The sequence below is a fragment of the Clostridiales bacterium genome (genome assembly GCA_014799665.1).
Taxonomy (GTDB): domain Bacteria; phylum Bacillota; class Clostridia; order Christensenellales; family Pumilibacteraceae; genus Anaerocaecibacter.
Window position 1 is genome coordinate 391,615 of the sequence record JAAVHP010000012.1, and the last position, 23,203, is coordinate 414,817.

General features: G+C 51.0%; 23 protein-coding genes. 20 read left to right on the forward strand and 3 right to left on the reverse strand.

All coding sequences use genetic code 11. The features are described from left to right. Positions 1 to 3: 3 nt before the first annotated feature. Genes HDT28_06475 through HDT28_06515 form a run of 9 tightly spaced genes read left to right on the forward strand, consistent with a single transcriptional unit; the run spans position 4 to position 6,242 of the window. On the forward strand, positions 4 to 894 hold the full coding sequence (locus HDT28_06475) for a phosphatase PAP2 family protein (GenBank protein MBD5132209.1): 891 nt from the start codon (positions 4 to 6) through the stop codon (positions 892 to 894). A gap of 54 nt (positions 895 to 948) precedes the next feature. Then, positions 949 to 1,347, forward strand: a complete 399-nt coding sequence (gene tsaE / locus HDT28_06480) for a tRNA (adenosine(37)-N6)-threonylcarbamoyltransferase complex ATPase subunit type 1 TsaE (protein ID MBD5132210.1) — start codon at positions 949 to 951, stop codon at positions 1,345 to 1,347. Between the two features lies 1 nt (position 1,348). Continuing rightward, entirely contained in the window at positions 1,349 to 1,975 is a 627-nt protein-coding gene (tsaB, locus tag HDT28_06485; GenBank protein MBD5132211.1) for a tRNA (adenosine(37)-N6)-threonylcarbamoyltransferase complex dimerization subunit type 1 TsaB, read from the forward strand. Further along, positions 1,972 to 2,406: a ribosomal protein S18-alanine N-acetyltransferase gene (rimI, locus tag HDT28_06490; GenBank protein ID MBD5132212.1), complete on the forward strand. Its 435-nt coding sequence runs from the start codon at positions 1,972 to 1,974 to the stop codon at positions 2,404 to 2,406. Before tsaB ends, rimI begins: the two co-directional genes overlap by 4 nt. A 9-nt stretch (positions 2,407 to 2,415) precedes the next feature. Next, the gene (locus HDT28_06495) at positions 2,416 to 3,123 is read left to right on the forward strand and encodes an alpha/beta hydrolase (protein ID MBD5132213.1); all 708 of its coding nucleotides are present in this window, start codon (positions 2,416 to 2,418) and stop codon (positions 3,121 to 3,123) included. 2 nt (positions 3,124 to 3,125) lie between these two features. Then, positions 3,126 to 4,700 (forward strand): UDP-N-acetylmuramoyl-tripeptide--D-alanyl-D-alanine ligase, encoded by a 1,575-nt coding sequence (locus HDT28_06500; GenBank protein ID MBD5132214.1) that lies wholly within the window; start codon positions 3,126 to 3,128, stop codon positions 4,698 to 4,700. Between the two features lie 17 nt (positions 4,701 to 4,717). Further along, on the forward strand, positions 4,718 to 5,437 hold the full coding sequence (locus HDT28_06505; protein MBD5132215.1) for a 3-oxoacyl-ACP reductase FabG: 720 nt from the start codon (positions 4,718 to 4,720) through the stop codon (positions 5,435 to 5,437). 19 nt (positions 5,438 to 5,456) lie between these two features. Further along, positions 5,457 to 5,801: a hypothetical protein gene (locus tag HDT28_06510; protein MBD5132216.1), complete on the forward strand. Its 345-nt coding sequence runs from the start codon at positions 5,457 to 5,459 to the stop codon at positions 5,799 to 5,801. A gap of 27 nt (positions 5,802 to 5,828) precedes the next feature. Beyond that, positions 5,829 to 6,242 (forward strand): pyridoxamine 5'-phosphate oxidase family protein, encoded by a 414-nt coding sequence (locus HDT28_06515; protein ID MBD5132217.1) that lies wholly within the window; start codon positions 5,829 to 5,831, stop codon positions 6,240 to 6,242. Between the two features lie 79 nt (positions 6,243 to 6,321). On the opposite strand, the gene HDT28_06520 is transcribed toward HDT28_06515, so the two are convergent. Then, positions 6,322 to 9,852 (reverse strand): hypothetical protein, encoded by a 3,531-nt coding sequence (locus tag HDT28_06520; GenBank protein ID MBD5132218.1) that lies wholly within the window; start codon positions 9,850 to 9,852, stop codon positions 6,322 to 6,324. 207 nt (positions 9,853 to 10,059) lie between these two features. Here HDT28_06520 and HDT28_06525 point away from each other — a divergent pair, with 207 nt between their 5' ends. The 8 genes from HDT28_06525 to HDT28_06560 all read left to right on the forward strand — a co-directional run bounded on the left by HDT28_06525 (position 10,060) and on the right by HDT28_06560 (position 16,279). Then, positions 10,060 to 10,422, forward strand: a complete 363-nt coding sequence (locus tag HDT28_06525; GenBank protein ID MBD5132219.1) for a TSUP family transporter — start codon at positions 10,060 to 10,062, stop codon at positions 10,420 to 10,422. Beyond that, the gene (locus tag HDT28_06530; protein MBD5132220.1) at positions 10,419 to 10,829 is read left to right on the forward strand and encodes a sulfite exporter TauE/SafE family protein; all 411 of its coding nucleotides are present in this window, start codon (positions 10,419 to 10,421) and stop codon (positions 10,827 to 10,829) included. The genes HDT28_06525 and HDT28_06530 overlap by 4 nt, the downstream gene beginning before the upstream one ends. 366 nt (positions 10,830 to 11,195) lie before the next feature. Further along, a complete protein-coding gene (gene rsxC, locus HDT28_06535; GenBank protein MBD5132221.1) occupies positions 11,196 to 12,494 on the forward strand; it encodes an electron transport complex subunit RsxC in 1,299 nt (432 codons plus the stop codon). Beyond that, positions 12,491 to 13,585, forward strand: a complete 1,095-nt coding sequence (locus tag HDT28_06540; GenBank protein ID MBD5132222.1) for an RnfABCDGE type electron transport complex subunit D — start codon at positions 12,491 to 12,493, stop codon at positions 13,583 to 13,585. Before rsxC ends, HDT28_06540 begins: the two co-directional genes overlap by 4 nt. Then, a complete protein-coding gene (locus tag HDT28_06545; protein MBD5132223.1) occupies positions 13,578 to 14,216 on the forward strand; it encodes a hypothetical protein in 639 nt (212 codons plus the stop codon). Before HDT28_06540 ends, HDT28_06545 begins: the two co-directional genes overlap by 8 nt. Continuing rightward, positions 14,209 to 14,814 carry an electron transport complex subunit RsxE gene (gene rsxE / locus HDT28_06550; protein ID MBD5132224.1) on the forward strand — a complete coding sequence of 202 codons (606 nt, stop codon included), beginning with the start codon at positions 14,209 to 14,211 and terminating at the stop codon, positions 14,812 to 14,814. The genes HDT28_06545 and rsxE overlap by 8 nt, the downstream gene beginning before the upstream one ends. Before the next feature lie 10 nt (positions 14,815 to 14,824). Next, positions 14,825 to 15,403, forward strand: coding sequence for an RnfABCDGE type electron transport complex subunit A (locus HDT28_06555; protein MBD5132225.1), 579 nt, complete (start codon positions 14,825 to 14,827; stop codon positions 15,401 to 15,403). A 63-nt stretch (positions 15,404 to 15,466) separates the two neighbouring features. Next, positions 15,467 to 16,279, forward strand: coding sequence for an RnfABCDGE type electron transport complex subunit B (locus HDT28_06560; protein ID MBD5132226.1), 813 nt, complete (start codon positions 15,467 to 15,469; stop codon positions 16,277 to 16,279). Positions 16,280 to 16,350: 71 nt separating this feature from the next. On the opposite strand, the gene gdhA is transcribed toward HDT28_06560, so the two are convergent. Further along, positions 16,351 to 17,700: an NADP-specific glutamate dehydrogenase gene (gene gdhA, locus HDT28_06565; protein ID MBD5132227.1), complete on the reverse strand. Its 1,350-nt coding sequence runs from the start codon at positions 17,698 to 17,700 to the stop codon at positions 16,351 to 16,353. A 338-nt stretch (positions 17,701 to 18,038) separates the two neighbouring features. Between gdhA and HDT28_06570 the strand changes: the two genes are divergently transcribed. From HDT28_06570 to HDT28_06580, 3 genes are all read left to right on the forward strand, one after another. After that, the gene (locus tag HDT28_06570; GenBank protein MBD5132228.1) at positions 18,039 to 18,875 is read left to right on the forward strand and encodes a DegV family protein; all 837 of its coding nucleotides are present in this window, start codon (positions 18,039 to 18,041) and stop codon (positions 18,873 to 18,875) included. A gap of 206 nt (positions 18,876 to 19,081) precedes the next feature. Next, positions 19,082 to 19,849: a polysaccharide deacetylase family protein gene (locus HDT28_06575; protein MBD5132229.1), complete on the forward strand. Its 768-nt coding sequence runs from the start codon at positions 19,082 to 19,084 to the stop codon at positions 19,847 to 19,849. Between the two features lie 8 nt (positions 19,850 to 19,857). Then, a complete protein-coding gene (locus tag HDT28_06580; GenBank protein ID MBD5132230.1) occupies positions 19,858 to 20,502 on the forward strand; it encodes a single-stranded DNA-binding protein in 645 nt (214 codons plus the stop codon). 146 nt (positions 20,503 to 20,648) lie between these two features. Here the strand turns inward: HDT28_06580 and HDT28_06585 are convergent, their stop codons facing one another. Then, positions 20,649 to 23,144: a hypothetical protein gene (locus HDT28_06585; GenBank protein MBD5132231.1), complete on the reverse strand. Its 2,496-nt coding sequence runs from the start codon at positions 23,142 to 23,144 to the stop codon at positions 20,649 to 20,651. Between the last annotated feature and the right edge of the window lie 59 nt (positions 23,145 to 23,203).

The following is a 23,203-nucleotide window of genomic DNA, read 5'->3' on the forward strand; positions in this document are numbered from 1 at the left end:
AATTTGGATTTCGAAGCCGATATTATAAAAGCCTTACAGCATATGCAAAACGGCTTTTCAGACTTCATGTGGCAGGCGATAACGCAGCTTGGCACGGAGCTGATATTCCTTGCCGTTGCCGTCGTGCTGTATTGGGTATTGGACAAGCGCTATGCGTACAGGTTTTTCAACGTGTACATTCTAGGCGTTGCTGTGACTAACTTCCTTAAACTTGGTTTTAAGCGGACAAGACCGTTTAACGCGTACCCCGATAAAGTACACAGTATAGGCGATCCCGAAACTACGTACTCGTTCCCGTCGGGACATACAGAAAGCATTTCGTCCATATCGACCTTGCTCACGATCAAGTACGGGAAAAAGCAGATCGCAGTGCCGATAGTATGCGCGGCGGCGACGCTTCTTGTCATGATCTCGCGTATGTACTTAGGTCAGCATTATTTGTCAGACGTTTTCGCGGGTCTTACAGTAGGTGTGTTTTGCGCGATAGCATTCAACGCGCTATTATCGCTGTTCGGCGATAAAGAAGAATGGTTCGTAATACCTAACGTAGTTATTTCCGTGATCATTTTGAGCGTGCTCGGCGGACTTAATATGCTGTCGACCGCGAGCGGCGGCGATATATTAAAGGGCCTTGGCGCGTTCCTCGCGTTCGGCATAGGGTATTTCGTAGAAAAGCGCTACGTTAAGTACGATATAGCCGAGTACCGCAAGGTTTGGTGGAAGGTCGCGTTAAGGCTTGTTATCGGCTTGGGCGTAGCGGTTGGAATACAGTACGGCTTTAAGCTGTTCTTGCCTAAGAGCATCCCCATGCTGTATTGCTTTTTCAGATATTTTATAATGGCGGCGTGGGCGTCGGTTGTCGCACCCGCATTGTTCAAGGCGATAAAAATTTAATCGGTAGATCGTATGTCACAAACGTACAAAAAGAAAATAGCTTCGCCGCGGCGTATGCTTGCGCTCGGGAAAAAGCTCGGGAAAAGGCTTAGTGGCGGCGACGTGATATTGCTTACTGGCGAGCTCGGCGCTGGCAAGACCGTGCTGTGTAAGGGTATAGCGAAGGGCTTGGGCGTAAAAGCGCCCGTGGTCAGTCCCACGTTCACAATAATGAACGAGTATTTCGGCAGGGTCAAGTTTTGCCACTTCGACGCCTACCGCTTGGAGGACGCCGAGGAAGCCGTCGGCGCGGGGCTTACCGACTTTATAGGCAACGACGAATGTCTGTGCGCCGTCGAGTGGTGGGAGAATATCGAAAGCCTTTTCGACGGGCTGAACGTAGTACATATTACTATCGAAAAGACTGCGGGCGATAAGCGCGAAGTCACAATAGAATACAACGGAAGCAATTGATATGGAGAAAAACTGCTTATTTATAAATACCGCTGAGGGAACGCGCGTTCTGCTCAGAGCGAACGACGAGTACTATTTCGACGTCAACCTTAGAAACTCGGGGTCTGAAACGCTCATGCCTATGATCGACGAGCTATTAAAGAAAGCGAATATTTCCATAAGGAATATAGACGTTTTCGGCGCGTGCATAGGTCCCGGCTCGTTTACAGGCTTGCGCATAGGTCTTACCACTATAAAAGCGTTCTGTTATAGCCTGGGTAAGCCCTGCTTCGGTGTAAACAATCTACTTCTTAATTCATATAACAATATAAACGGGAAAGTAATTTCTGTTGCCGACGCGGGCAATAACGTTTGCTATATCGCGCTGTACGAGAACGGCGTGGAAGTGGAACCCGCGCGGTGCGTTACGATCGACGAGGCGTCGTCCATAATAAAAAAGCGCCGCGATTACGCCCTGTCGACCGACGTCAGGCTCGGTTGTGTATTCCCCAATCCGTCGGTGGGAATATCCGCGCGCGAAATGAGAAAAGCGATGGAAACGCATATCGACCTAGCTAAGCCCGAACGCGAGCTCACGCCGCTCTATATAAGAAAGGCTCAGCCTGAGCGCGGGGCGGGCGATCTGTGATAACCGTTCGCAAAGCCGAAAAAGCCGACGGTGAGCGCATAGCCGAGCTCGAAAACGCATATATCGACTGCCCGTGGTCGAAAGATCAAATCGTAAGTGAGATAGAAAGCGAAAACGCGTGCTTTCTCGTGGCTGACGACGGCGGCGAGGTAATAGGGTATCTGTCTGGTGAGATAACGGTAGACGAGTGCGAAATATCCAATATCGCCGTCGCCGAGTGGTTCAGGCGGCGGGGCGTAGGCACTAGGCTTTTCGAAAAATTTATAGAGTGTGTTCGCGAGCGGAAAGTAACCACGGTCTTCTTGCTTGTTCGCGACGACAATACGCCCGCAATCGGACTCTATAAAGCTATGGGGTTCGAGGAAGTGGGCAGGCGAAGGAAATACTACGTTAAAGATAAAGACGCGCTGATAATGCGACTTAATTTTTAACGGTGGTATATGCGTATAACCGTAAACGGCGTAGATTGCGAATACGAAGCGTTCAATGCAGGCGATGCGCGCGACACGGTCGTGTTCCTGCACGGCTGGGGCGGTGATATAAATTCGTTTCGCGGGAGCTATAACGCAGCTTGCGAGTGGGGTGTAAACTGTTTGAACGTTGCTATTCCGCCTGTCGTTCCCGAAAGCTTCGGCGTGTACGACTACGCCGCGCTGATTACGAGTTTACTTGAAAAGCTTGGTATACGTAACCCGATAATCGTAGGGCACAGCTTCGGCGGGCGGCTTGCGATAATACTCGCGGCGCAGGGCCGGTGCAAGCGGGTGATGCTTGTCGACAGCGCGGGAGTAAAGCCGAGGTTCAGTTTAAAAAAGCGAATACGCATTGCGCGGTACAAGCGCGCCAAAAAACGCGGGAAAACCCTTGACGGATACGGCTCAATCGATTATAATAATCTTGACGAAAGTATGCGGCGCGTGTTCGTGCGTATAGTGAACACGCATCTCGATAGGCTTCTTAAAAACATTACTTGTCGCACGTTTATTTTTTGGGGCAAAGACGACCGCGACACTCCGCCGTACATGGCGAAAAGACTGCATAAAAAAATAAAGAACAGCGAGCTTTACTTCGCGGACGGCGGACATTATTCGTACGTAGACGCGCAGATCAAGTTTAACGCGTATCTCAAATCTTTTGTGACGGAATGATTATGGAACTTTACATTGCTTACAGTTTAATAGCCGTAGCGGCGGCGTTGACGGGGTTCACCGCTCTGCCTATGCTGAAAATCTTGCAGCTTTCGGGCTACAAGGCGAAGGGCGTAGTCGCATGGTGGAAGGATACTTCGTTCGACGTGCTTATTCGCTATGCGTCGCTTATGCTGTTCGGCTTTATCGCAATGATAATTTTCGTCGCGTGCTTCCATACCTTCGAGTACGTGAGATACTGCGCCGTAGCGTTCTATATACTGCTTGCCGTAACGTTTATAGTAGCGGAAGCAAAGAGCGGAAGCAACAACGTTAAGTTCACGGGAAGGATCGCGCGTATGCTCGCGGTCGACTGCGTGATAATGCTCGGGCTCGGCGCGCTCGTGGCGTGGGCGACGTACTTTTCGCCGTATTGCCAAACGCTTGCCGCCGCGCTCGCCGTATTTTCGCCGTTCGTGGCTATCATTTCCAACTATATAATGCTGCCGTTTGAAAAGCTCAATAACAGAAAATATGTAAAGCGGGCGAAAGCCAAGCTTGCGGATAAGAAGCCTGTCGTTATCGGCATTACGGGTAGCTTCGGCAAAACAACGGCTAAGAATATGCTTAACGCTATGCTTTTGACGACGCATACCGTGCTAGCAACCCCCGCAAGCTACAATACACCTATGGGCGTGTGTAAAACGATCAATAATGACCTTGGCGACGAAAACTATTTCATTGCCGAGCTCGGCGCGCGGTATAAGGGCGATATTAAAGAGCTTTGTGATATAGTAAGCCCCAAGTACGGTATAATAACCGCGATCGGCGATATGCACTTGCAAACGTTAGGCTCGCGCGAGAACGTGGCTAATGTTAAGTTTGAGCTCGGTAAAGCGTTGCCCGAGGACGGCTTGCTCGTTTTAAACGGATATAACAATGACTGTGCCGTGCTGTACGATCGTGAAGTATCGTGCCGAAAGATAAAGACGGGCGAAAGTGAAATCTCGTTCGATAAGCTTGTTATCGACGGGAACGGCACGAGCTTCGAGCTTATCATCGGCAATGAAAGATTCAATGTAAACTGCAAGCTTCTCGGCGCGCATATCCCCGAACTCGTTTGCGCGTGTGCGGCGGTTGCCGTGGAATGCGGCGTTAGCGGCGAGAACATAGCTAAGGCGGTAAACGGTATGCCGCAGGTAAAGCATCGGCTCGAACTTGTTCCGTCGGTAGACCCCGCGGTTACGGTAATCGACGACGGGTACAATTCCAACCCCGTCGGCGCAAGGAACGCACTTAACGTTATCAAGAGAATGGCGGGCAATAAGATAATCATAACGCCAGGCTTTGTAGAGCTTGGACCGATCGAAAAACAATGCAATACCGAGCTCGGCGCGGATATTGCGGGTGTTTGCGATTATGCGTTCCTCGTCGGTTCGCGGTCTAAGGAAATCAAAAAGGGCGCGCTCAATGCGGGCATGAACGAGGATAATATAAAAGTGTTCGACAGCCGCGACAGTGCTGTTGCCGCTTTAAAAGACATAACGGGCGAAAAGGTCGTACTGTTCGAGAATGACTTGCCCGATAATATCAAATAAACTTAGGTCAATAACTTATGAAAAGAACGGTACTGATAACGGGCGGCTCGCGCGGAATAGGCAGGCAAATGGCTATCGATTTCGGCAATGCGGGCTATAACGTTATTATCAATTATAATAAGTCCGAAAAGCAGGCTATTGAGCTTGTAAACGAGCTTAACGCCAAAGAAATAGCTTGTCAGGCTATCCGTGCCGACGTGTCGAAAGCCGACGAAGTAAAGCGCATGGCGGACGAGATAATGTTCGGCAAGGTCGATACGCTTATCAATAACGCAGGCATTGCGCACATGAGCCTTTTGCAGACCGATACCGAGGAGGACTTCGATAGGGTCATAGGCGTCGATCTTAAAGGCGTATGGCTCGTTACGCGCGCGTTCCTGCCCGATATGATAGCTAACGGATTCGGGCGTATAATCAATATCAGCTCGTTCTGGGCGGAGCGCGGGTCGAGTACCGAGACGGCGTACTCGGCGGCTAAGGCGGGCGTAAACGGGCTTACCAAGGCGCTCTCGCGCGAGGTGGGCGAATATGTGACGGTAAACGCTATCGTAGCGGGGCTTATCGCTACCGATATGAATGATCCAGTACCGCCCGACGCGCTGTTCCGTATAGTCGATAACACGCCCGTGCGCAGAATAGGGCGCCCCGAGGATATTTCACACGCCGCGCTGTTCCTCGCCGAAGAAAAATCGTCGTTCATTAACGGCGCGCTTCTCCACGTCGACGGCGGATATTAGTATTAGCGAGATATAATTAATGGACGGCTATGAAATAAAAAAGAAACTCGGTTATCCCAAGACCGTATTTTATGAAGAAGGTATAGTTCTTACGTATAAAGACGGGCACGAAGTAACGATTAGGGCAAGCGAGATCGATAGGATAGAGTACGTAAAACCGAGCCTGCTGAGTTATATAATGGCTAGTCCTCTTTTTGGCGGGACATATCCCGGAAGAATGGAAATACGTATGTTCGGCAACTATTGTAATTCACTTCTTAACCGTGTTAGTAATACAAGCTTATATTTAATAAAGATTTCATATAAAGAAATCTTCAAACTGCCGGAAATATATAAACAAAAAATGGGGCTTCCACAATATTAAATTAAGCTTAACAAGGATTAATTAAATATGGATAAAGAGCAGATATTACAGTTTATTTCCGAACAAAAAACGGCGTTTATAGGCTCGGTGAACGAGCAAGGCTATCCCGTGATCAGGGCAATGTTGGCGCCTCGTAAAATCGACGGTAATTACATATATTTTTCAACCAATACCTCGTCCAATAAAGTTAAACAGTATACTGAAAACGAAAAGGCGTGTATATATTTCTACAAGCGCGGTAAGTTTAAGTATCAAGGCGTTACGATAATAGGCGAGATGGAAATTTGTACAGATCAAGCGACAAAGGATATGATTTGGCATTTCGGCGATAAGATATTTTATAAGAAAGGCGTAACCGATCCCGACTATTGCGTTTTGAAATTTAAATGCAAAACGGCCGAATACTATTTCGATTTTAAGATAGAAACGATTGAATTCTAAAAATAATTCATGCTAAAAAATAAGCTCTTGGACGGGGTAGTCCAAGAGCTTATTTTTATTGTTATTTAGTGTATAGGAACTAATCGTCCAAATCCGTATCGGTCCTCTCTTTCTTATTGGGAGCTTCCTCTTTCGTTTCGGGTTCTTTAGTTTCTTCGGTTTTTTCGGATTCTTCTTTGCTTTCCGTGCTTTCTGCTTCGTCAGCTTCCTTAGCCTCTGTTTCTTCGGCTTTTTCTTCCGTTTCTTCCTCGGCGGTAGGCTCGTCCTCGACTTCCTCGATTTCGTCGGGTTCTATATCCATAGGCTTGCCCTCGGCTTCCGCTTGATCCTTCCTTGCGCGGAGTCTTTCGATGTCTTTGTATGCGTCCTCGCGGCCGTATTCGGACTCATAGGTGACGCCTTTCTTTTTGCGCTTCGCTTTGAGCCAATCGCGAATGCGTATGGCTATTATAATGATAACGGCAGCCAAGAGCGCGGCGCTGAATATGATAGTGGGAATTATCCACCATTGCACTTCGGGGGAAGTGGCTTCGGTTACTTCGTCGTCGGAGCCGTCGTCGACTTCGGAAAGCTTGACCGTCATGATATAATCGTTATCTTCTTCTTCCGCTTCGGCGTTCTCGAAATCGATATTATCGATTTTGGTCATCTTAATGCCGCCTATAACGAGCCCGCCCTGTATGAAGCCTGCACGTTCGCTGCCGCCGAGCGATACTTGAAGTCCTATATTGCCGCCGTCGTCGCCGGTCGAGATATAGAAGGTGTAGCGCTTGAAGGTTTCGTAGTCGCGGCTTTCTTCTTGCCCGACAGCGCCGTAGGTGGAAGTATCTTTAATATTGGTGAACTCCACATTCGGGCCCGTAAGCTTAATGTTCGCGCCGATAGCGTTCTCGTCGTCGCGCATTTCCGCGGAGAGCTTGACCTTAACGTCTACGTCTATGCGGTAATAAGTGCTTGCTACGAGCGAAATGGTGTTGCCGTATGTGTAGGTGGTGTAGTTCTTTTCGGTATTGAAGATATAGAGCATATTGCCGCTCAAATCTTTCTTATCGAAGCCCTTGTATATCGTAAGGTCCTTCATGTTGTCGGAATTGAACATACCGCTCTTAACGCTGCCGTTTGCCGACGATACCGACCAGTTATAGAGATAACCGAGTCCGTCGTCCGCGGCGTAGGAGTACGCGTCGAAGAATTCAAGCGACGGGCGAGTGAACGAATATACGCCGAATTTAAGCGCTTTAAGCGTAGCTTCGTTGAGCACCGCTGCCTTGTATTCGTCGAGCTTTTGTTCGAATTCCTGTTCTATCGTCGAGTCATCGGCGGCAGTCCAGCTGTTGAGCGCAACCTTGCTTACGTACACGGTACCCGACGAGAGCTTTTTCGTATTGTCTTGGCGGTCGTTAAGCCCGAGCCAGATCTCTACGTAAACGGTCTGTTCGGACAGCGGCGCATCAAGATAGAAAGTGTAGGTTACGAACTTGCCGTAGGTGTCGGTTATGTTCTCGATCGTGGAGATTACGTCGCCTTCGGTCGTTTTAAGCACGAGCGATGCGCCGTAACCGCAGTCCTTGCAGTCGACCGCCATATCGACGGAGAGCTGATTGGCTTGGTCGATCGCAAGGGTAACCGATGCCGACTGATAACCGATAGCGGTAGGCGTTTTGGAAGTCATGACCAAAACGTTATAAAGCTTTTGGTTGTCTACGGTCACAAACTTGGCGGGGTTCCTTATGCCGAGCCCGTTAAACGCCCTGTCGTCCGTGGCGGTGATAATCCCGTATTTGGCAGTATCTGTATTGACCTCGGCGGTCGAGAAGCCGTTGGCTGTTACGCTGTCGGGCGTGATAAAAGTCCAATCGGCAACGGGGAGGGGATATTCGAGTTCGTCGAAATCACCGATAGCCGAGAAGTTACCGTTGGTAACGCCCGTTTCGTCCTCTGCGGTATCAATGGTATAAATGTTGCCGCCGTCGGCCGTCGACATATTGCTGTATTCCGAGTAGTCGAGCTTAGTAAACGTAACGTTGTCGAACATTGCAATGCCGTCAGACATGGCGTCGGGCGTGCCGAGCCACAGCTCAAAACGTACTTCGTAATCTTCGAGCGCCGAACCCTTGATATAAACGACTTGCTCTTTCCAGCCGTAATGTTCGGCGTCCGTTTCGTCGCCGTCGAGCCCAGTGTACGAGGTGAGAAGCTTGACCGAATTTGCCGATTTAGCCTTGCCTTTTACGAGTATGGAAATGCCGTCGCCGGTGGTGATATTGTCGCCCTTTACCCAAACGCCGAAGCGGTAGTACTTGTAGCGGTTGATTGTGACAGTAGGAGATGCGATGCCGTACGCCGTCGTGTTGAATTTAGTTTTGTTGTATGTGTTGATGAGCATGATATTGGCGTTATTCTTGCCGTCGAAAATGCCCGTTTTGTTGGCTACGTCGTTATATTCGGCTCTGCCGAGCGGCGCCCACGGATTTTTGGTAAAGCCGTTAACGTTGACTTTGGAGTCGTCAAGGTCGGGTATTCTGCTCTCCGAGTTGTAAACTTTGCTGTGTGCAGTGCCGGTGTAGGAAAGGTCGGTGCTGTTTTCGTTGTACTTTACATTGGTTTTCCACATGTCGACGTTCTGCGAGAACGTGCCGATTTCAAGGTCGTCGCCGTTTTCGTCGGTGATGGTAAACGAATCGAGCTCGTACATATCGAGCGCAAGCACAGTGCCGGTGGTATCGTTATAAACGTTGTCCTTACCGTCTACAATGGTAAGCATGCTCGTTTCTTTGGCGAAGTCGTGTGCAGTGATGCGCTCGGCTTTGACCGTGTCGAAGAATGCGTATCCATGCGCGGGGCGGGAAGAGATATCGGGCAGTTCGTCATCGGCATTTCCGCCGTCGCCGACAGCGAGAACGAGCGAAACCGTTTTGGTAAGCGAAGCGGACGAACGAACGTAGAACTTATATTCCTTCCAGCCGTAGTTATTGTTTTTGTTGAGCGTAGAAAGATTCTTGACGGTATTGATATTCATGAACGAGCAATTTTGACCCAAGCCGGTAAGCTTGACGGTCGCGCCGGTGTCGGGCGCGAAGTTGCCCGTTTTGACCCAAACGGAAACGCGGTAGAACGAATTGGGCACAAAGCTCATTTCGCCCGAGGTATAGCCGTAAGCCGCCTCTACTTCTTCCGCCGTGTTGATCATGAGCGTTTTGGCGTCGGTATCCTTGTGCTCGCTGTTCTCGCCGAAAATGGTGACGGGCATAGTGTCGTCGCCGTACTCGTCGTACTGGTCGAGCTTGTACGCCTTGTTGCCGGTTTCTTCGCCGAAATAGGTTTTGGCGGTGAGATCGATAACGCCCGAAATCACTTTGCCCTTGCCGTTGTCGAGCGATGAGCCTGTCCAGGACGAGGGCGAGGCGGGGTAGCTGCCCGACGACGAGTCGAACTGCGTATTGCTGAGTCCGAGCGAGGTGGGAGCGAACTCCTGAGTATCTTCGGTCGTATCGGCTTTTGCCGCGCCTGCAAGCGACCACATAACCGCGCCGAACAGCATAGAGAGCGTGAGGGCGACGACCAAGAGAAGGGTTATCGTTTTGTTCTTCAAGGATTTGATAGCGTGCATATAAACACCTTTTAATGATTTTTCTATTGAATAAAAGTCGTGCTTTCTATCGAATAGAAGTCGTACAAGATATATTATATAATAGTTGCGAGTAAATTGCAAATGATTTTGAGTATATTCGCAATAAAAGAGAAGATAATTTTAAGCCGCCCAAGGAAAAATTCGGCTACTCGGTTATTTTTATCTAATTGAAGCAAAACTATTTATGTGAACGATAAGCTTAAAAACGGATTGATATATGCGGGAAGCGTCGCAGTGGGGTTTGTAAGCGGCTTTTTCGGCGGAGGTGGCGGAATGCTGTGCGTGCCGCTCTTGGAACGGCGCGGGCTTGCAACAAAAACGGCGCACGCAACCGCGCTGTTCGTAATACTGCCTATATGCGTGATAAGCGCGGCGATTTATATTTTTAACGGGTATTTCGACGCGGTTAAGGTTTTTTGCGCGTGCATAGGTGTGACGGCGGGCGGCGCGCTCGGTGCGGTGCTTTTGAACAAGCTCCCTGAAGTCGCGGTCGCGATAGTATTCGCACTGCTCATGATAGGTATCGGGATAAAACTGGTGATAGTATGACGGCGGACCATTTGATAATAATAATTTCGGCGCTCGGCGGCGTGATAGGCGGCATGGGAATGGGCGGGGGAACGCTTCTTATCCCGCTCTTGACGCTCGGCGCGGGCGTGGAACAGCATTTGGCGCAGGCGATAAACCTAATAGCGTTCGTGCCTATGTCAATCACAGCGCTCTTTATCCACCGCAAAAACGGCTACGTGGACGTAAAGAATTCATGGGTGATTGCGATCGTCGCGCTCGTCGGCGCGGTGGGCGGAAGTCTGCTAAGCGCGCACGCGGGCGGATACGTTCTTCGTGCGTGCTACGGTGCGTTCCTGATCGCGCTCGGCGCAGTTCAGCTTTTTAAGGCGGTGTTTACGACTATTAAAAATCGTAAAATCAAAAAAGCAACGGCTCAAACTGCGTAACTTTCTTAAAACGACTTTACAAAATAACTTAGCAATGTTATACTATACCCGATGCCAACCCGTGTTGAACACATTTTTATGGGCAAAATGCGCCATATACTACGTTAAAGCCCTTGCATAGCCGAATTAAGGCTAATGCTTCGTGCTTTGCCTTGTCTATGACGCATTTTGCTCTATTAAAATGCTTGCTTTTTGCGGCAGCGTGTTTAGAGCTATTTGTTGACTTATTGAGCGAAGTCGTAGCCTCGGCGCTACGTCGAGCGAAAGAAGGCGAAAAAGAGCCTAAACCTCGCGCCGCAAAAAGTGTTCACACGGGGTTGGCATCGGGTACGGAAGAATATATATCTATCAGGTAGTTTTTTTGGCGTGAGATCGAAAACCTTCAAACGCGGTATCAAGGTACCGCACAGCAAGCAAACGTCGGAGCAGTCTCTTGCGGAGTGCGCTACGCCCGCGCTTGTGTACATACCGCTGTCGCAGCATATCGGTAAACCCGCCGCCCCGTGCGTAAGCGTGGGCGACGAGGTCAAAGCCGGCACGCTCGTGGGCGAGGGCGACGGTTTCGTTTCGGCTAACGTTTTTTCGTCCGTTTCGGGCGTGGTAAAGAGCATAGAAAACAGGCGCACGGTTAGCGGCAAGCGGTGTGCGCACGTAGTTATACAAAACGACGGGCTCTATCAAACGCAGTATCTTCCCGATATAGCCGACAGATCGCCCGAAAGCCTATTGCAGCGCATAAAGGACGCGGGGCTCGTCGGCATGGGCGGCGCGGGCTTCCCGTCGCACGTCAAGTTTTCGCCGAAAGCCCAAATCGATACGTTCATCATTAACGCCGCCGAGTGCGAGCCGTACATAACCTGCGATTACCGCTTGCTTGTCGAGCACGCAAAAAGCGTGATAATCGGCGCGGGCTATCTTGCAAAAACGCTGGGGCTCGACAAGGTCTTTTTCGGCGTCGAGGACAACAAGCCCAAAGCGATCGAAATTCTAAACGCTACGGCGCGCGAGCTTGAAAAGAATATCGAGGTCGTGCCGCTTGCGAGCAAGTACCCGCAGGGCGCAGAAAAGCAGTTGATCTATGCCGTGACGGGCAGGAAAGTACCGATCGGTAAGCTTCCAGCGGACGTCGGCGTGGTGGTAGGCAACGCGCACACGGCGTTCGCCATGTACGAGGCGGTCGAGCTCAATAAACCGCTATACCGCAGGGCTCTTACCGTTTGCGGCGACGGTGTGACCGTGACCGCTAATCTTTGGGTGCGTATCGGCACGCTGTATGCGGACTGCGTGGCGTTCTGCGGCGGGGTAAAGGACGATTGCGCAAAGCTGATTTCGGGCGGACCCATGATGGGGTTTGCGCTCGACAGCCTTGATTATTCGGTTACCAAAACGACGGGATCAATACTCGCGCTTAGCGGCGGTCGCGCCAATACTCAAAACCCGCAGCCGTGCATAAACTGCGCTAAGTGCGCTTCCGTTTGCCCCATGCGCTTAATGCCTATGTATATCGACGCGTACACGCTGCGCGGCGATTACAAGTCGGCAAAAAAATACGGCGCGGAGAGTTGTATGGAGTGCGGTTGCTGCGCGTACACGTGCCCCGCAAAACGCCCGATTGTGCAGTCCGTCAAGCTCGCAAAGGCAAAAATCAAGGAATTAAATTTATGAGAACGGTTTCGGCATCGCCGCACATAACCAATAAAGGCAATTCGACGCGCCGAATCATGATCGACGTGTTGATCGCGCTTTTGCCGTGCCTTATCGCGGTGGCGGTGTTTTTCGGCTACCACGTGATTATCAATCTCGTAACGTGCTTGCTGTTTTGCTTCGGTACGGAATTGCTTTACAACCTGATTTTGAGCAAAAAGTGGAATAGGGACGGGGTAAAACAGTCGAGTGTGACCGATCTGTCGTTTGCCGTTACGGCGGTCATACTGACGCTCAACCTGCCCGCGGTAATGCCCGTTAATATTTGGGGCGTGAACGCTACGAACGCTACGGGCGAGATTGTGTTCAGCTTCGACACCGTCGTTTTGTGCGCGCTCGGCTCGATTTTCGCTATCGCACTCGTAAAAATGCTGTTCGGCGGGCTGGGGCGAAACTTCGCAAACCCCGCTTGCACGGGCAGGATATTCCTGTTTATAGCGTTCGGCGGCGCTGGTGCGTTCAACCTGACGAGCTCGATCTTCGGTAGCGGCATGGCGGCGACGGGCGCGACATGGCTGGGTACGCGCGAGAGCGTTACGGGTAGTATGCTCCTCGATATGTTCCTCGGCAATACCGCGACGGCGGCGGTGGGCGAAACGTGCGTTATCGCAATACTCGTCGGCTGCGTTTATCTCTCCGTAAGAAAGGTTATCGATTTCCGCGTGCCGCTCATGACGGTATGCTCATTCGCGCTGTTCATATTCTTGTTTGACGTAGTACCGAGCGGAGCAAAGGGCGTTGATCTTGCGACCGAAACTGCGGCGCACGTACTGTCGGGCGGACTGCTGTTCGGCTCGGTGTTCATGGCGACCGATTACGCGACGAGCCCCAATACCTTTGCGGGCAAAGCGGTGTTTTGCGTGGGTATAGGACTGCTCACGGCATTGATCCGCGCGTTCGGCGGCTTTCCCGAGGGCTTCTCGTTCGCGCTCTTGATCATGAATATTGTAACGCCGCTTATCGATAAATATATTGTTCCCAAGCCGTTCGGCTATGTGAAACCGCCCAAAAAGGCTAAAAACGACGGGAAAAAGGAGGCGAGCCGTGAGTAAATCGGTCATGAACGCACTGAAAGCGACCGCCGTCCTTGTGTGTATAACCGTAGTGTGCGTGGGCGTGCTTACGCTGTGTAATATGTTCTTTCCTAAGTACGTGCCGACGCTCGACGCCGCCACCGCTAAGCTTATCAATTCGATTTGCCCTACGGGCACTACGGACGAAAAAGCGTTCGACGAGGACTATATAGTCATACTCGAAGAAGGCGATTACGGCGTTAAGCTTGACGACTTCAACAAAACGAACAAATTGACAAAGGCTGAGATCCTCGCCGTATACCGCGAGCAAAAGGGCGTGCACCAAAACGCGTTCATCGTAGAGAGCAAGTCGACTGGGCGCGACGGCGACGTAGTTATCCTTACTGCGTACCTAAACGACATAATACTCGGCGCAACCGTAAAGAAGCAAGGCGAGAGCTATTGGGAGAAACTGCCCGACGATCTTTTCGCCGAGCTTAAAGGCAAGCCGTTCGAGCCGATCGACCTGAACGGGTTGGTGGGCAAGACGGGCGCAACGCTGTCGCTGTCGGCGATCGAGCGCGCCGTAAACCTATCGAATACGTTTGCAAAGGCAATCGCCGCGAACGTGCACGGTTATATAGTCGACGTAGGGGGCGCTAATGAGTAAGCAAGAACTGAAAAAGACGGCGCTCGGCGGACTTACGAACAACCCCGTGTTCGTGCTAGTGCTCGGTATGTGCCCGACGATAGCCAAGTCCGATAACGTAATAAACGCCTTGTCGCTCGGGCTGTGCACGGCGTTCGTTTTGATATTCTCCAACCTGATAATATCGGCGCTACGCAAGGTGATACCCGACAAGGTGCATCTTCCCGCATACATAGTTATAATCGCTTCGCTCGTCACTTTCGTGCAAATGGTAGTGTCGTCGTTCCTGCCGTCGCTAAACGACAGTATCGGCGCGTTTATATCGCTCATTACGGTCAACTGCATAATTTTAGGGCGTGCCGAAGCATTTGCCGGCAAGAATAAGGTACTGCCGTCGCTCATCGACGGACTGAGCATGGGCGTGGGCTTTATCGCCGCAATAACGTTGCTCGGTGCGGTGCGGCAGCTGTTGACGGTCGTTTTCGGCAGCGGGTTTTTCGATAAAACCATGGGCGGGTTTATTGTGCTCGGGCTTGTGATGGCTGTGTTCAACGCCGTGTATTCGATAGTTAAGAATAGGATAAACAATAAGCCGCTTATCGAAAAGGGTGGTGCGTGATATGGAATATATGCTCGTAATAGTTTCGATAGTGATTTCCGGCATACTCACAAATAACGTAGTGCTCAACCAAAGCATAGGAATGTGCCCCTTCCTCGGCGTCAGCAAAAAAACGCAGTCGGCGGTGGGTATGGGGCTTGCCGTCACCTTCGTAATAACGGTCGCTTCGGTCGTTTGCTGGATAATCTACACCTTCGTTCTTGACCCGCTTGGCGTGGGGTATCTGAGCACCGTCGCGTTCATACTCGTTATCGCTTCGCTCGTTCAGCTACTGGATATAGTGCTCAAAAAGCTTTCGCCCACGCTGTACGGCTCGCTGGGCGTGTACCTGGCGCTTATTACGACAAACTGCGCCGTGCTCGGTACCGCCAACTCGGTCGTTGCGCAGGGCTTGGACTTTTTCCAAACGCTTATAACAGGTATCTCTGTTGGGATAGGGTTCACCGTCGCGCTCATACTCATGGCGGGCATACGCGAAAAGCAAGAGCTTTACGATATACCCAAACCCTTCCGCGGCTTCCCGATAGCGCTCGTTACGGCGGGCATAATGGCTATGGCGTTCTACGGCTTCGCGGGACTTACGTTTTAATTATAATCGAGTAATCAGCTTTTCAAAATAGAAAAGGGGACCGCGTAGCGGTGTCGGGCATTTATGGAGATCTTTTTACAAATCATAGTCCCTATATTGATAATAGGCGCGTTCGCGGCGGTATTCGCGTTCTGCCTGTCGTACCTGGGCGATAAAATGAGCGTAGACCGCGATCCGCGCATAGACGATATAGAGCGCAATCTTTCGGGCGCGAACTGCGGCGGGTGCGGGTATGCGGGCTGTTCGCAGTTTGCGGAAGCGCTTTTCAAGGGCGAAGCCGAGCTATCGCGTTGTAACCCCACACCGCCCGAGAACAAGAAGAACATTGCGCGCATACTTGGCATGAGCGCCGACGACAGCAAGCAAACGATGGCGGTCGTGCATTGTGCGGGCGGCAACCGCGCAGAGGATAAGTACGAGTATCAGGGCTTCGGCGATTGCAAGAGCGCGCAGGTGCTCGCGGGCGGAAGCAAGGCGTGCGAATACGGTTGCATGGGCTTGTGCTCGTGCGTGTCGGCGTGCGCGTTTAACGCTGTGGAAATTTGCAAGGATACGGGTGCAAGCAAGGTATATCCCGAAAAATGTACGTCGTGCGGCAGGTGCGTGTCGGTGTGTCCCAAAAAGCTGATAGGGCGCATACCCAAAACGGCTAAGGTGTATATAGCTTGCTCGAATACGACAAAAGGCAAGGAGGTCATGAACGTTTGCAAGGTAGGCTGTATCGGCTGCGGTAAGTGCGAGCGTACGTGCGAGAGCGGCGCGATAAAGCTTAATAACAATCTCGCCGCAATAGATTACGATAAGTGTATCGGCTGTTATAAATGCGCCGACGCTTGCCCGAGAAAATGTATTGTTAAATTAGGAATTAGTAATTAGAAATTAAAAGAGCGGTTGTACAAGCTTTTCTGTACAGCCGCTCTCTATTATTACAAATAATTCCTAATTGCTTACACGCCCTGCGCTATCATCGCTTGCGCGACTTTTAAGAAGCCAGCAATGTTCGCGCCCGAAACGTAATCGGTAGGCGAGGCGAACTGCTTAGCCGCTTCCGAGGTCTTTTCGAATATACCGGCCATGATGCCTTTGAGCTTGTTATCGACTTCTTCGAAAGTCCATGCCAGCCGTTGCGAATTCTGGCTCATTTCGAGCGCGGAAACCGCTACGCCGCCTGCGTTCGCCGCTTTTGCGGGCATAAACAGCACTTTTGCGTGTTGGAACACGTTTATGGCTTCGGTAGTCGACGGCATATTCGCTCCCTCGCCGACAGCGGTAACGCCGTTCTTGACAAGCGTTTTTGCATCGTTTTCGTTGAGCTCGTTTTGAGTCGCGCAGGGTAGGGCGACGTCGCACTTCACCGACCAAACCTTTTTGCAGTTCGGATCGTTAGGGTCGGTCACGTGATATTCGGCGCTTTTTACGCGGTCGGCGTATTCTTTAATTCGCCCGCGCTTAACTTCTTTAATATCCTTAACGACTTCGAGATCGATGCCGTTCTTGTCGTATACCCAGCCCGTCGAATCGGACATGGTGACGACTTTTGCGCCGAGCTCTGTCGCTTTTTGCGCCGCGTAGATAGCTACATTACCCGAGCCCGAAATAGCAACAGTCTTGCCTTTAAGGCTTTTGCCGTTCGCATTAAGCATATTCTCGACTATGTATACAAGTCCGTAGCCCGTCGCTTCGGTGCGGGCGAGCGAGCCGCCGTAGGTGAGACCTTTGCCCGTGAGCACGCCCTCGTAAAGGTTTTTAATGCGCTTATACTGTCCGTACATATAACCGATTTCGCGTCCGCCTACACCTATATCGCCCGCGGGTACGTCGGTGTCCGCGCCGATATGGCGGGATAGTTCGGTCATAAAGCTTTGGCAAAATTCGCGGATCTCGCGCTCAGACTTACCCTTGGGATCAAAGTCAGAGCCGCCCTTGCCGCCACCTATAGGTAAACCTGTAAGCGAGTTTTTGAATATTTGCTCAAACCCCAAGAATTTGATTATGGAAAGATTGACCGACGGGTGAAGCCTAAGCCCGCCTTTGTACGGACCGATAGCGTTATTGAACTGAATGCGGTAGCCGCGGTTTACTCGCATATTGCCTTTATCGTCCGTCCACGGTACTCTGAACATTATCTGTCTGTCCGGCTCGGTAATGCGTTCGAGTATAGCGTTGTTCTTGTAAACGCTGTCGCTCTCGACTACGGGCTTAATGGTGGTAAGCACTTCGTCGACCGCCTGCATGAACTCAGGCTGTCCTGCGTTTCTCGCGGCAACCTCCGCGCGCACTTCTTCGATGTATGACATAATTCCTCCAAAATACAAGGGCACTGTAATATTACAGCGCCCTTGCCGAATTTGCGTTTTTATTATATGCTTATAAGCTAATAATGTCAAGCATTTGAAATATCCATTTTGAAATTTTTTGAAATTTTTATGCGGTATATTTTAATAATTACGCAATTATAATTATATAATTATCGCGAATAAGTAGGGTATAAAAATATAAAAATAGCCCGTTTTAAGACGAAATAAACGAAAGTGTATGAATATCGAATTAAACACTTGTTGCAAAAAGGTTAAAAAAATGGTACAATGTTAATAAATTAGGTACGGCAACTTATGTTGCGTAAGAGGAAACGATCATGGTTCATTTCATAGTAGACAGCACGTTCGGCTTGACGCGCGATTGGGCGCAGGCGAACGGTATAAGAATAGTGAGCTTAACGCTGCTTCTCGGGAACAAGGAGTACGAGGAGGGCGCGCCTGACGAGTGGACGGAGTTCTACGACGAGTTCGTGCGGTGCAAGGCGGCGTGCAAAACATCGCAGCCGTCGCCGCGTAAGTTCCAGGACGCTATCGACGAGGTTTACGCGGAGGATCCCGACGGCGAGGTCATGATATTCACCATTGCCGATCGACTGAGCGGAACTATCGGCTCGGCGCAGATAGCCGTTTCGCAGTACGAGGGCAAAAAGATCACGGCGATCAATTCGGGCGAGGCGGGACCGTCGGCGCTCATGTTTATTGAGGAAATGGTCAAGGCGCGCGATAACGGCGCGGGCTACGACGAGCTTTTGGCGGTCTGCGACGATCTTAAAGAGCGTATCGCAATGCAGTTTATTCCCGAGAGCCTTACCGAGCTTGCGCGCGGTGGCAGGGTGAATAAGCTGCTCTCCGCGGTCGGGAACATACTTAAAATAAAGCCTGTTTTCGAGTTTGCCAAAAATGATCTGTCGGTGTACGCCAAGACTTTGGGGCTTAACCGTGCGATCGAAGCGGCGATAGCGCATCTGCCTGAAAAGTTCGACGAGCTGCTCGTTTATTATATAGGGAACGATAAGAACGTTGCGGCGTTAAAGGACAGACTGTTTCGTAAGTTCGGCATGAGCGATATTCGCGTAGTGCCTATGTGCCCGGTGGGCGGTATTCATATCGGAGTCGGTACGGTCGGTATCGTCACTCTTGCGAGTAAGAATTAAATTGTGTTTGACTGTGACCGATTGGTGTTAATATCCGTCGGTCGTTTTTTTGAATAATTTTTATCTATCGTTCTATGCGGACGACCTTTTGAATACAATTAGGTATGTGGTCGAGGTACTGGCACGGGATTAGGCAAATATAGCGTTTATTCGCGTTTAATCGCCGATCCTCGACAAAACCTATATGGTATTATTGAGAGGTCCGAATGAGGTTTTTGGTTGTCAAACGCAGGACGATAATCATAGCGGTGCTTGCGGCTGCGGTAATAGCGTTTGCTTTGACGGGCGTGTATTACACGGGCGCCGCCGCTATCTACAACAACGTAAGTCCCAAGAAAGTGCCGATATACTCGGTGGAAACGGACGAAAAAGCGGTAGCGCTCACGTTCGACGCCGCTTGGGGCGCGGATAAAACGCTCGGGATACTCCAAACGCTCGAAGAAAAAGACGCGTGCGCAACGTTCTTTCTGGTGAGCTTTTGGGCGGAGAAGTACGAAACCGAGCTTAAAACGCTCGCGGCTTCCGACCGAATAGAGATCGGTACGCATTCCGCTACGCACCCGTACATGTCTAAGCTGAGTAAGAGTCAGATATCGCTCGAACTGTCGACGAGCAAGTCGTTGATTGAGAGCATTTCGGGGCGAAAGATTGAGCTATTCCGCCCGCCATACGGCGATTATTCGGATACGCTCATCGACGAGGCTAAGGCGCAGGGGCTGTACACCATACAGTGGGATGTGGATTCGCTGGACTGGAAAGGTATTTCCAAGGACCAGATCGCGTCGCGGATAGTAGGGGCGTGCCGCAACGGCTCGATCGTGCTCATGCACAACGATGGAAAGCATACGCTGGAAGCCTTACCTGCAATCATTGACGGGCTGCGTGCCAAAGGGTTTACGTTCAAGACGGTAGGAGAATTGATCTACAAAGACAACTATACGATCGATCATACGGGTAGACAAATAAGGAGCTGAATACTTAAATGAAAAACGAAAAATCGACCAATACGGTGTTCTTGCAGGGGCGGATCGGCTCGGAAATAGAATACTCACACGATCTCTACGGCGAACGGTTCTATGAGTTCAAGCTCAACGTTCCGCGGTTGAGCGAGCATCTCGACGTGATACCTATCACGGCGGGTGAGCAGCTTGTCGGTGGACTTAGCGTTGGCGACGCCGTGGCGGTGGTGGGGCAGTTCCGCAGCTTTAACCGTCCGGACGGCGAGCGGTCGAGACTGATTTTGAGCGTGTTCGCGCGCGAAATCGTACAACCGAAGGACGATATCAATCCCAATACCGCCGAGCTTATCGGGTACATATGCAAGCCGCCCATATACCGCACTACGCCGTTCAATCGAGAGATTTGCGACGTTTTGCTCGCCGTCAATCGCGCGTATTCCAAGTCCGATTATATCCCGTGCATTGCGTGGGGCAAGAATGCCAGGCTTATCAAGAATGCGCCGGTCGGGCAGAAGCTCGACGTTACCGGGCGCATTCAGTCGCGGCAGTATACCAAGCGGCTCGAAAACGGCGAGACTGAACAGCGCACCGCTTATGAGTTTTCTATCGGCGGGCTCGAATTTATGCAGAAAGACGCCGAGGTCGCTTCGACCGCCGACGAAGAGTGATTTTTTTTCGTTACTTCTTTGAAAAGAAGTAACCAAGAAACTTTTACATTAAACATCGAAACCCCGTCAAATATTTTGACGGGGTTTCGATGTTTGAATTAAAGTTTTCTTCGCTTCCTTCTTGTTCACAAGAAGGAAGAAAAACACTATTCCTCATCGTCGATCTTGTTCTTTTTACGGCGCACGGTGCGCACTATGATAATGGACGCGAGAATGACGGTGACGACGATAACTACCACGGCGACTATAAGCACGATATTAACGCCGTTATACTTGATATACACCGTTTCGACGTAGCAGGTGAGCGTGCCGAGCTCAGCGTCTAGATACTTGACCTGCGTGTACTGTTCGGAGCTGTCGAACGCGCCTACGACCTCGACCCGTGTGCCCGTATCGAGCTTGCTTATTTCGAGATAGTTCCCGTCCTCGTCCAGAATGTACGCTGGCGCGTATGTACTACCTTTGTACGAAATGATCTCGGCGTTGTACGCAGGGCGAATGAACACCGGCTCGTAGCTCATAAGACTGAGGTTCACGCCAAGCACGTATCCCTCGAACGCTCCGTCAAGACAAACGCGGTACCAAACGTATCCGTAATCGTCGCGGTACGCTTCGACGAAATCGAGCATCTTGAACTGCGTGTTACGATTGACCGCAGTGAACCCAGCCGCTGCGACCGAATTACGGCTCGGCCACTTGTATATGGGCGTGGCCGCGTTATAGATAGTCCCGACTGCGCTCGGCGGATCGGTATAGGGTAGGGCTTCGCTCAAAATATCGCGGTACACATAGCCCTGTACGAGCTTGCCGTGCTCGATGTCGTCGATCAGTATAAGCGCGAACTCCTTGGTGTCCAAGGTGTCGTACTCCGGAACTATGACCTTGCGCCCTGCTGTAATCGTGTAAACGGGCGCAGTCTCAACGGGCAAGGAGAACACGTCCGCATCGCGCAACGCCACACGGATAAGCCCGTCGTACCGGTTAAGCTTGTTATCGGCGGCGACGTCTGGCACTTCGTAGCTTTCGTCGACGAGCTTAACGCCGAGCGTACTGCCGTCCGTTCTGAACACACGGTGCTTGTAAGTGTCAACAATGATTATATCGCCGTAGCTTACGAATTTGTTATCAACGGTGCAAATGGCCATTGCAGCGAACTGTCCGCCGAGCGAATACGTCTCACCGCCATTAAGAAGCGGGTACTGATAAATATTCCCCGATAGCTCGCAAGTAATGCGGTCTGAATAAAGCACGAATATCGTACCTTTAAGGTCGACGGCTACCGAAATCGCGCCGCTGCCCACGCCCATGACCGAGCTGAGCTCGCCGGTCTGTCTATTAAGCTTCATAACGTCGCTGTCGGTGAGCGCGTAAAGCTCGTCGCGCCCTACGCCGAGCGTGATCGCTTTGAACTTATCGTCGGAAATTTGGGTTGCGCCTATTTCGCCGTTCTTGACCTCGAACAGCCCGCCGTCCGCAATAATGTAAAGCGTTTTGTCGGTGTCCACGGCTATCTGCTTGATAACGCCCAGCTTGTCGTCGGTTATAGTGCGTTCCGCATTGGAAAGCTCGCCGTCAGTGAACACCCCCACCTTGTTGTAATCGTATGCGACGTAGACCGTGCCCGCGCTGTCGCTCGCGACCGAAACGGGATTGTAAAGCGCTTGGTACTCGACCGTTTGTCCGTAAACGGCCACGCGGTTGTTCATGGCGTCCGCAACGAATAATTTGGAGCTTTTAACGGCAACGCCCGTGGGCAAGTTAAAGAACCCGACTGCGGACGAGCTCGAAGCGAGAAGAACCGTAGTCGATTGGAAATCTGTCGTATACTTGATCAACGCGTTAAGCGCGTCTACCGCGTAAACATAGTCACCGTATGCGTGTATCGCCACAATTTGACTGCCGTCGGTAGAAGCTTGGCGGGTGAGTATACCGCCGCCGATAGATTTATATTTGACAATGCTTCCGCGCGAAAGTGCGTATAAATATTCGCCGTAAGCCGAGAGGCGAATAACGCTGTCCGTCTGCATAAGAAATGTAGTGAGCGCCGCGTCGTCGTCCACATAGCAAATATCGCTCTTAGCCCAGAACGCAGAGCGTACCGCAACGAAAATATCGCCGCTTACGACCGCAACGGCTTGTAAGGAAATATTGCTGTGCCTGTCCGAAGTGAGAGCCGCCGTTTTGATCATATCGATTGCAAACCCGGTATCGCTGAGCGGAACGGTAATAAGCGCGTTGTTTGTCACTGCATAGAGCGTGTCGTTGTAAACGTCGAAGTCTACTACATAGCTATCGAGCGAAAGGGCCGTCGGGTCGTTCTCGCCGTAATGCGCGCTTAGTACGCCGTTATACAAAACAATGAGATATTCGAGGTGGTCGCCGTGTTCGAGATGGCGGTAGAGCTTGTCGCATGCCACGGCTTTTTTGCTCGTGATCTCGGTCTCGCTCGAAACCTCCTCGATGTTGGTTCCGCCTACGAGCACGCCCTTGCTGTCGGCGTATACCGCAGTCGGCATATCGAAAGAGTGGTATGCGATCTCGCTTGCCGAAACCTCGACGGGCGAAAGCTCGGCGCCGTAATCTTCCTCGGCATACGCTTGTCTGCCGCCGAAAGCGCACAGTGCCGCGATAACCGCGCACAATAAGGTTATTATAATAACAAAACTTATTTTTCTTGTTTTTCTCGTGATAGACATACTTT

Coding starts and splice junctions, on each gene's coding strand:
- tsaE (MBD5132210.1), top strand. CDS start 949: ATGCTTGCGCTCGGGAAAAAGCTCGGGAAAAGGCTTAGTGGCGGCGAC.
- tsaB (MBD5132211.1), top strand. CDS start 1,349: ATGGAGAAAAACTGCTTATTTATAAATACCGCTGAGGGAACGCGCGTT.
- HDT28_06495 (MBD5132213.1), top strand. CDS start 2,416: ATGCGTATAACCGTAAACGGCGTAGATTGCGAATACGAAGCGTTCAAT.
- HDT28_06500 (MBD5132214.1), top strand. CDS start 3,126: ATGGAACTTTACATTGCTTACAGTTTAATAGCCGTAGCGGCGGCGTTG.
- HDT28_06505 (MBD5132215.1), top strand. CDS start 4,718: ATGAAAAGAACGGTACTGATAACGGGCGGCTCGCGCGGAATAGGCAGG.
- HDT28_06510 (MBD5132216.1), top strand. CDS start 5,457: ATGGACGGCTATGAAATAAAAAAGAAACTCGGTTATCCCAAGACCGTA.
- HDT28_06515 (MBD5132217.1), top strand. CDS start 5,829: ATGGATAAAGAGCAGATATTACAGTTTATTTCCGAACAAAAAACGGCG.
- HDT28_06520 (MBD5132218.1), bottom strand. CDS start 9,852: ATGCACGCTATCAAATCCTTGAAGAACAAAACGATAACCCTTCTCTTG.
- HDT28_06530 (MBD5132220.1), top strand. CDS start 10,419: ATGACGGCGGACCATTTGATAATAATAATTTCGGCGCTCGGCGGCGTG.
- HDT28_06540 (MBD5132222.1), top strand. CDS start 12,491: ATGAGAACGGTTTCGGCATCGCCGCACATAACCAATAAAGGCAATTCG.
- rsxE (MBD5132224.1), top strand. CDS start 14,209: ATGAGTAAGCAAGAACTGAAAAAGACGGCGCTCGGCGGACTTACGAAC.
- HDT28_06555 (MBD5132225.1), top strand. CDS start 14,825: ATGCTCGTAATAGTTTCGATAGTGATTTCCGGCATACTCACAAATAAC.
- HDT28_06560 (MBD5132226.1), top strand. CDS start 15,467: ATGGAGATCTTTTTACAAATCATAGTCCCTATATTGATAATAGGCGCG.
- gdhA (MBD5132227.1), bottom strand. CDS start 17,700: ATGTCATACATCGAAGAAGTGCGCGCGGAGGTTGCCGCGAGAAACGCA.
- HDT28_06570 (MBD5132228.1), top strand. CDS start 18,039: ATGGTTCATTTCATAGTAGACAGCACGTTCGGCTTGACGCGCGATTGG.
- HDT28_06575 (MBD5132229.1), top strand. CDS start 19,082: ATGAGGTTTTTGGTTGTCAAACGCAGGACGATAATCATAGCGGTGCTT.
- HDT28_06580 (MBD5132230.1), top strand. CDS start 19,858: ATGAAAAACGAAAAATCGACCAATACGGTGTTCTTGCAGGGGCGGATC.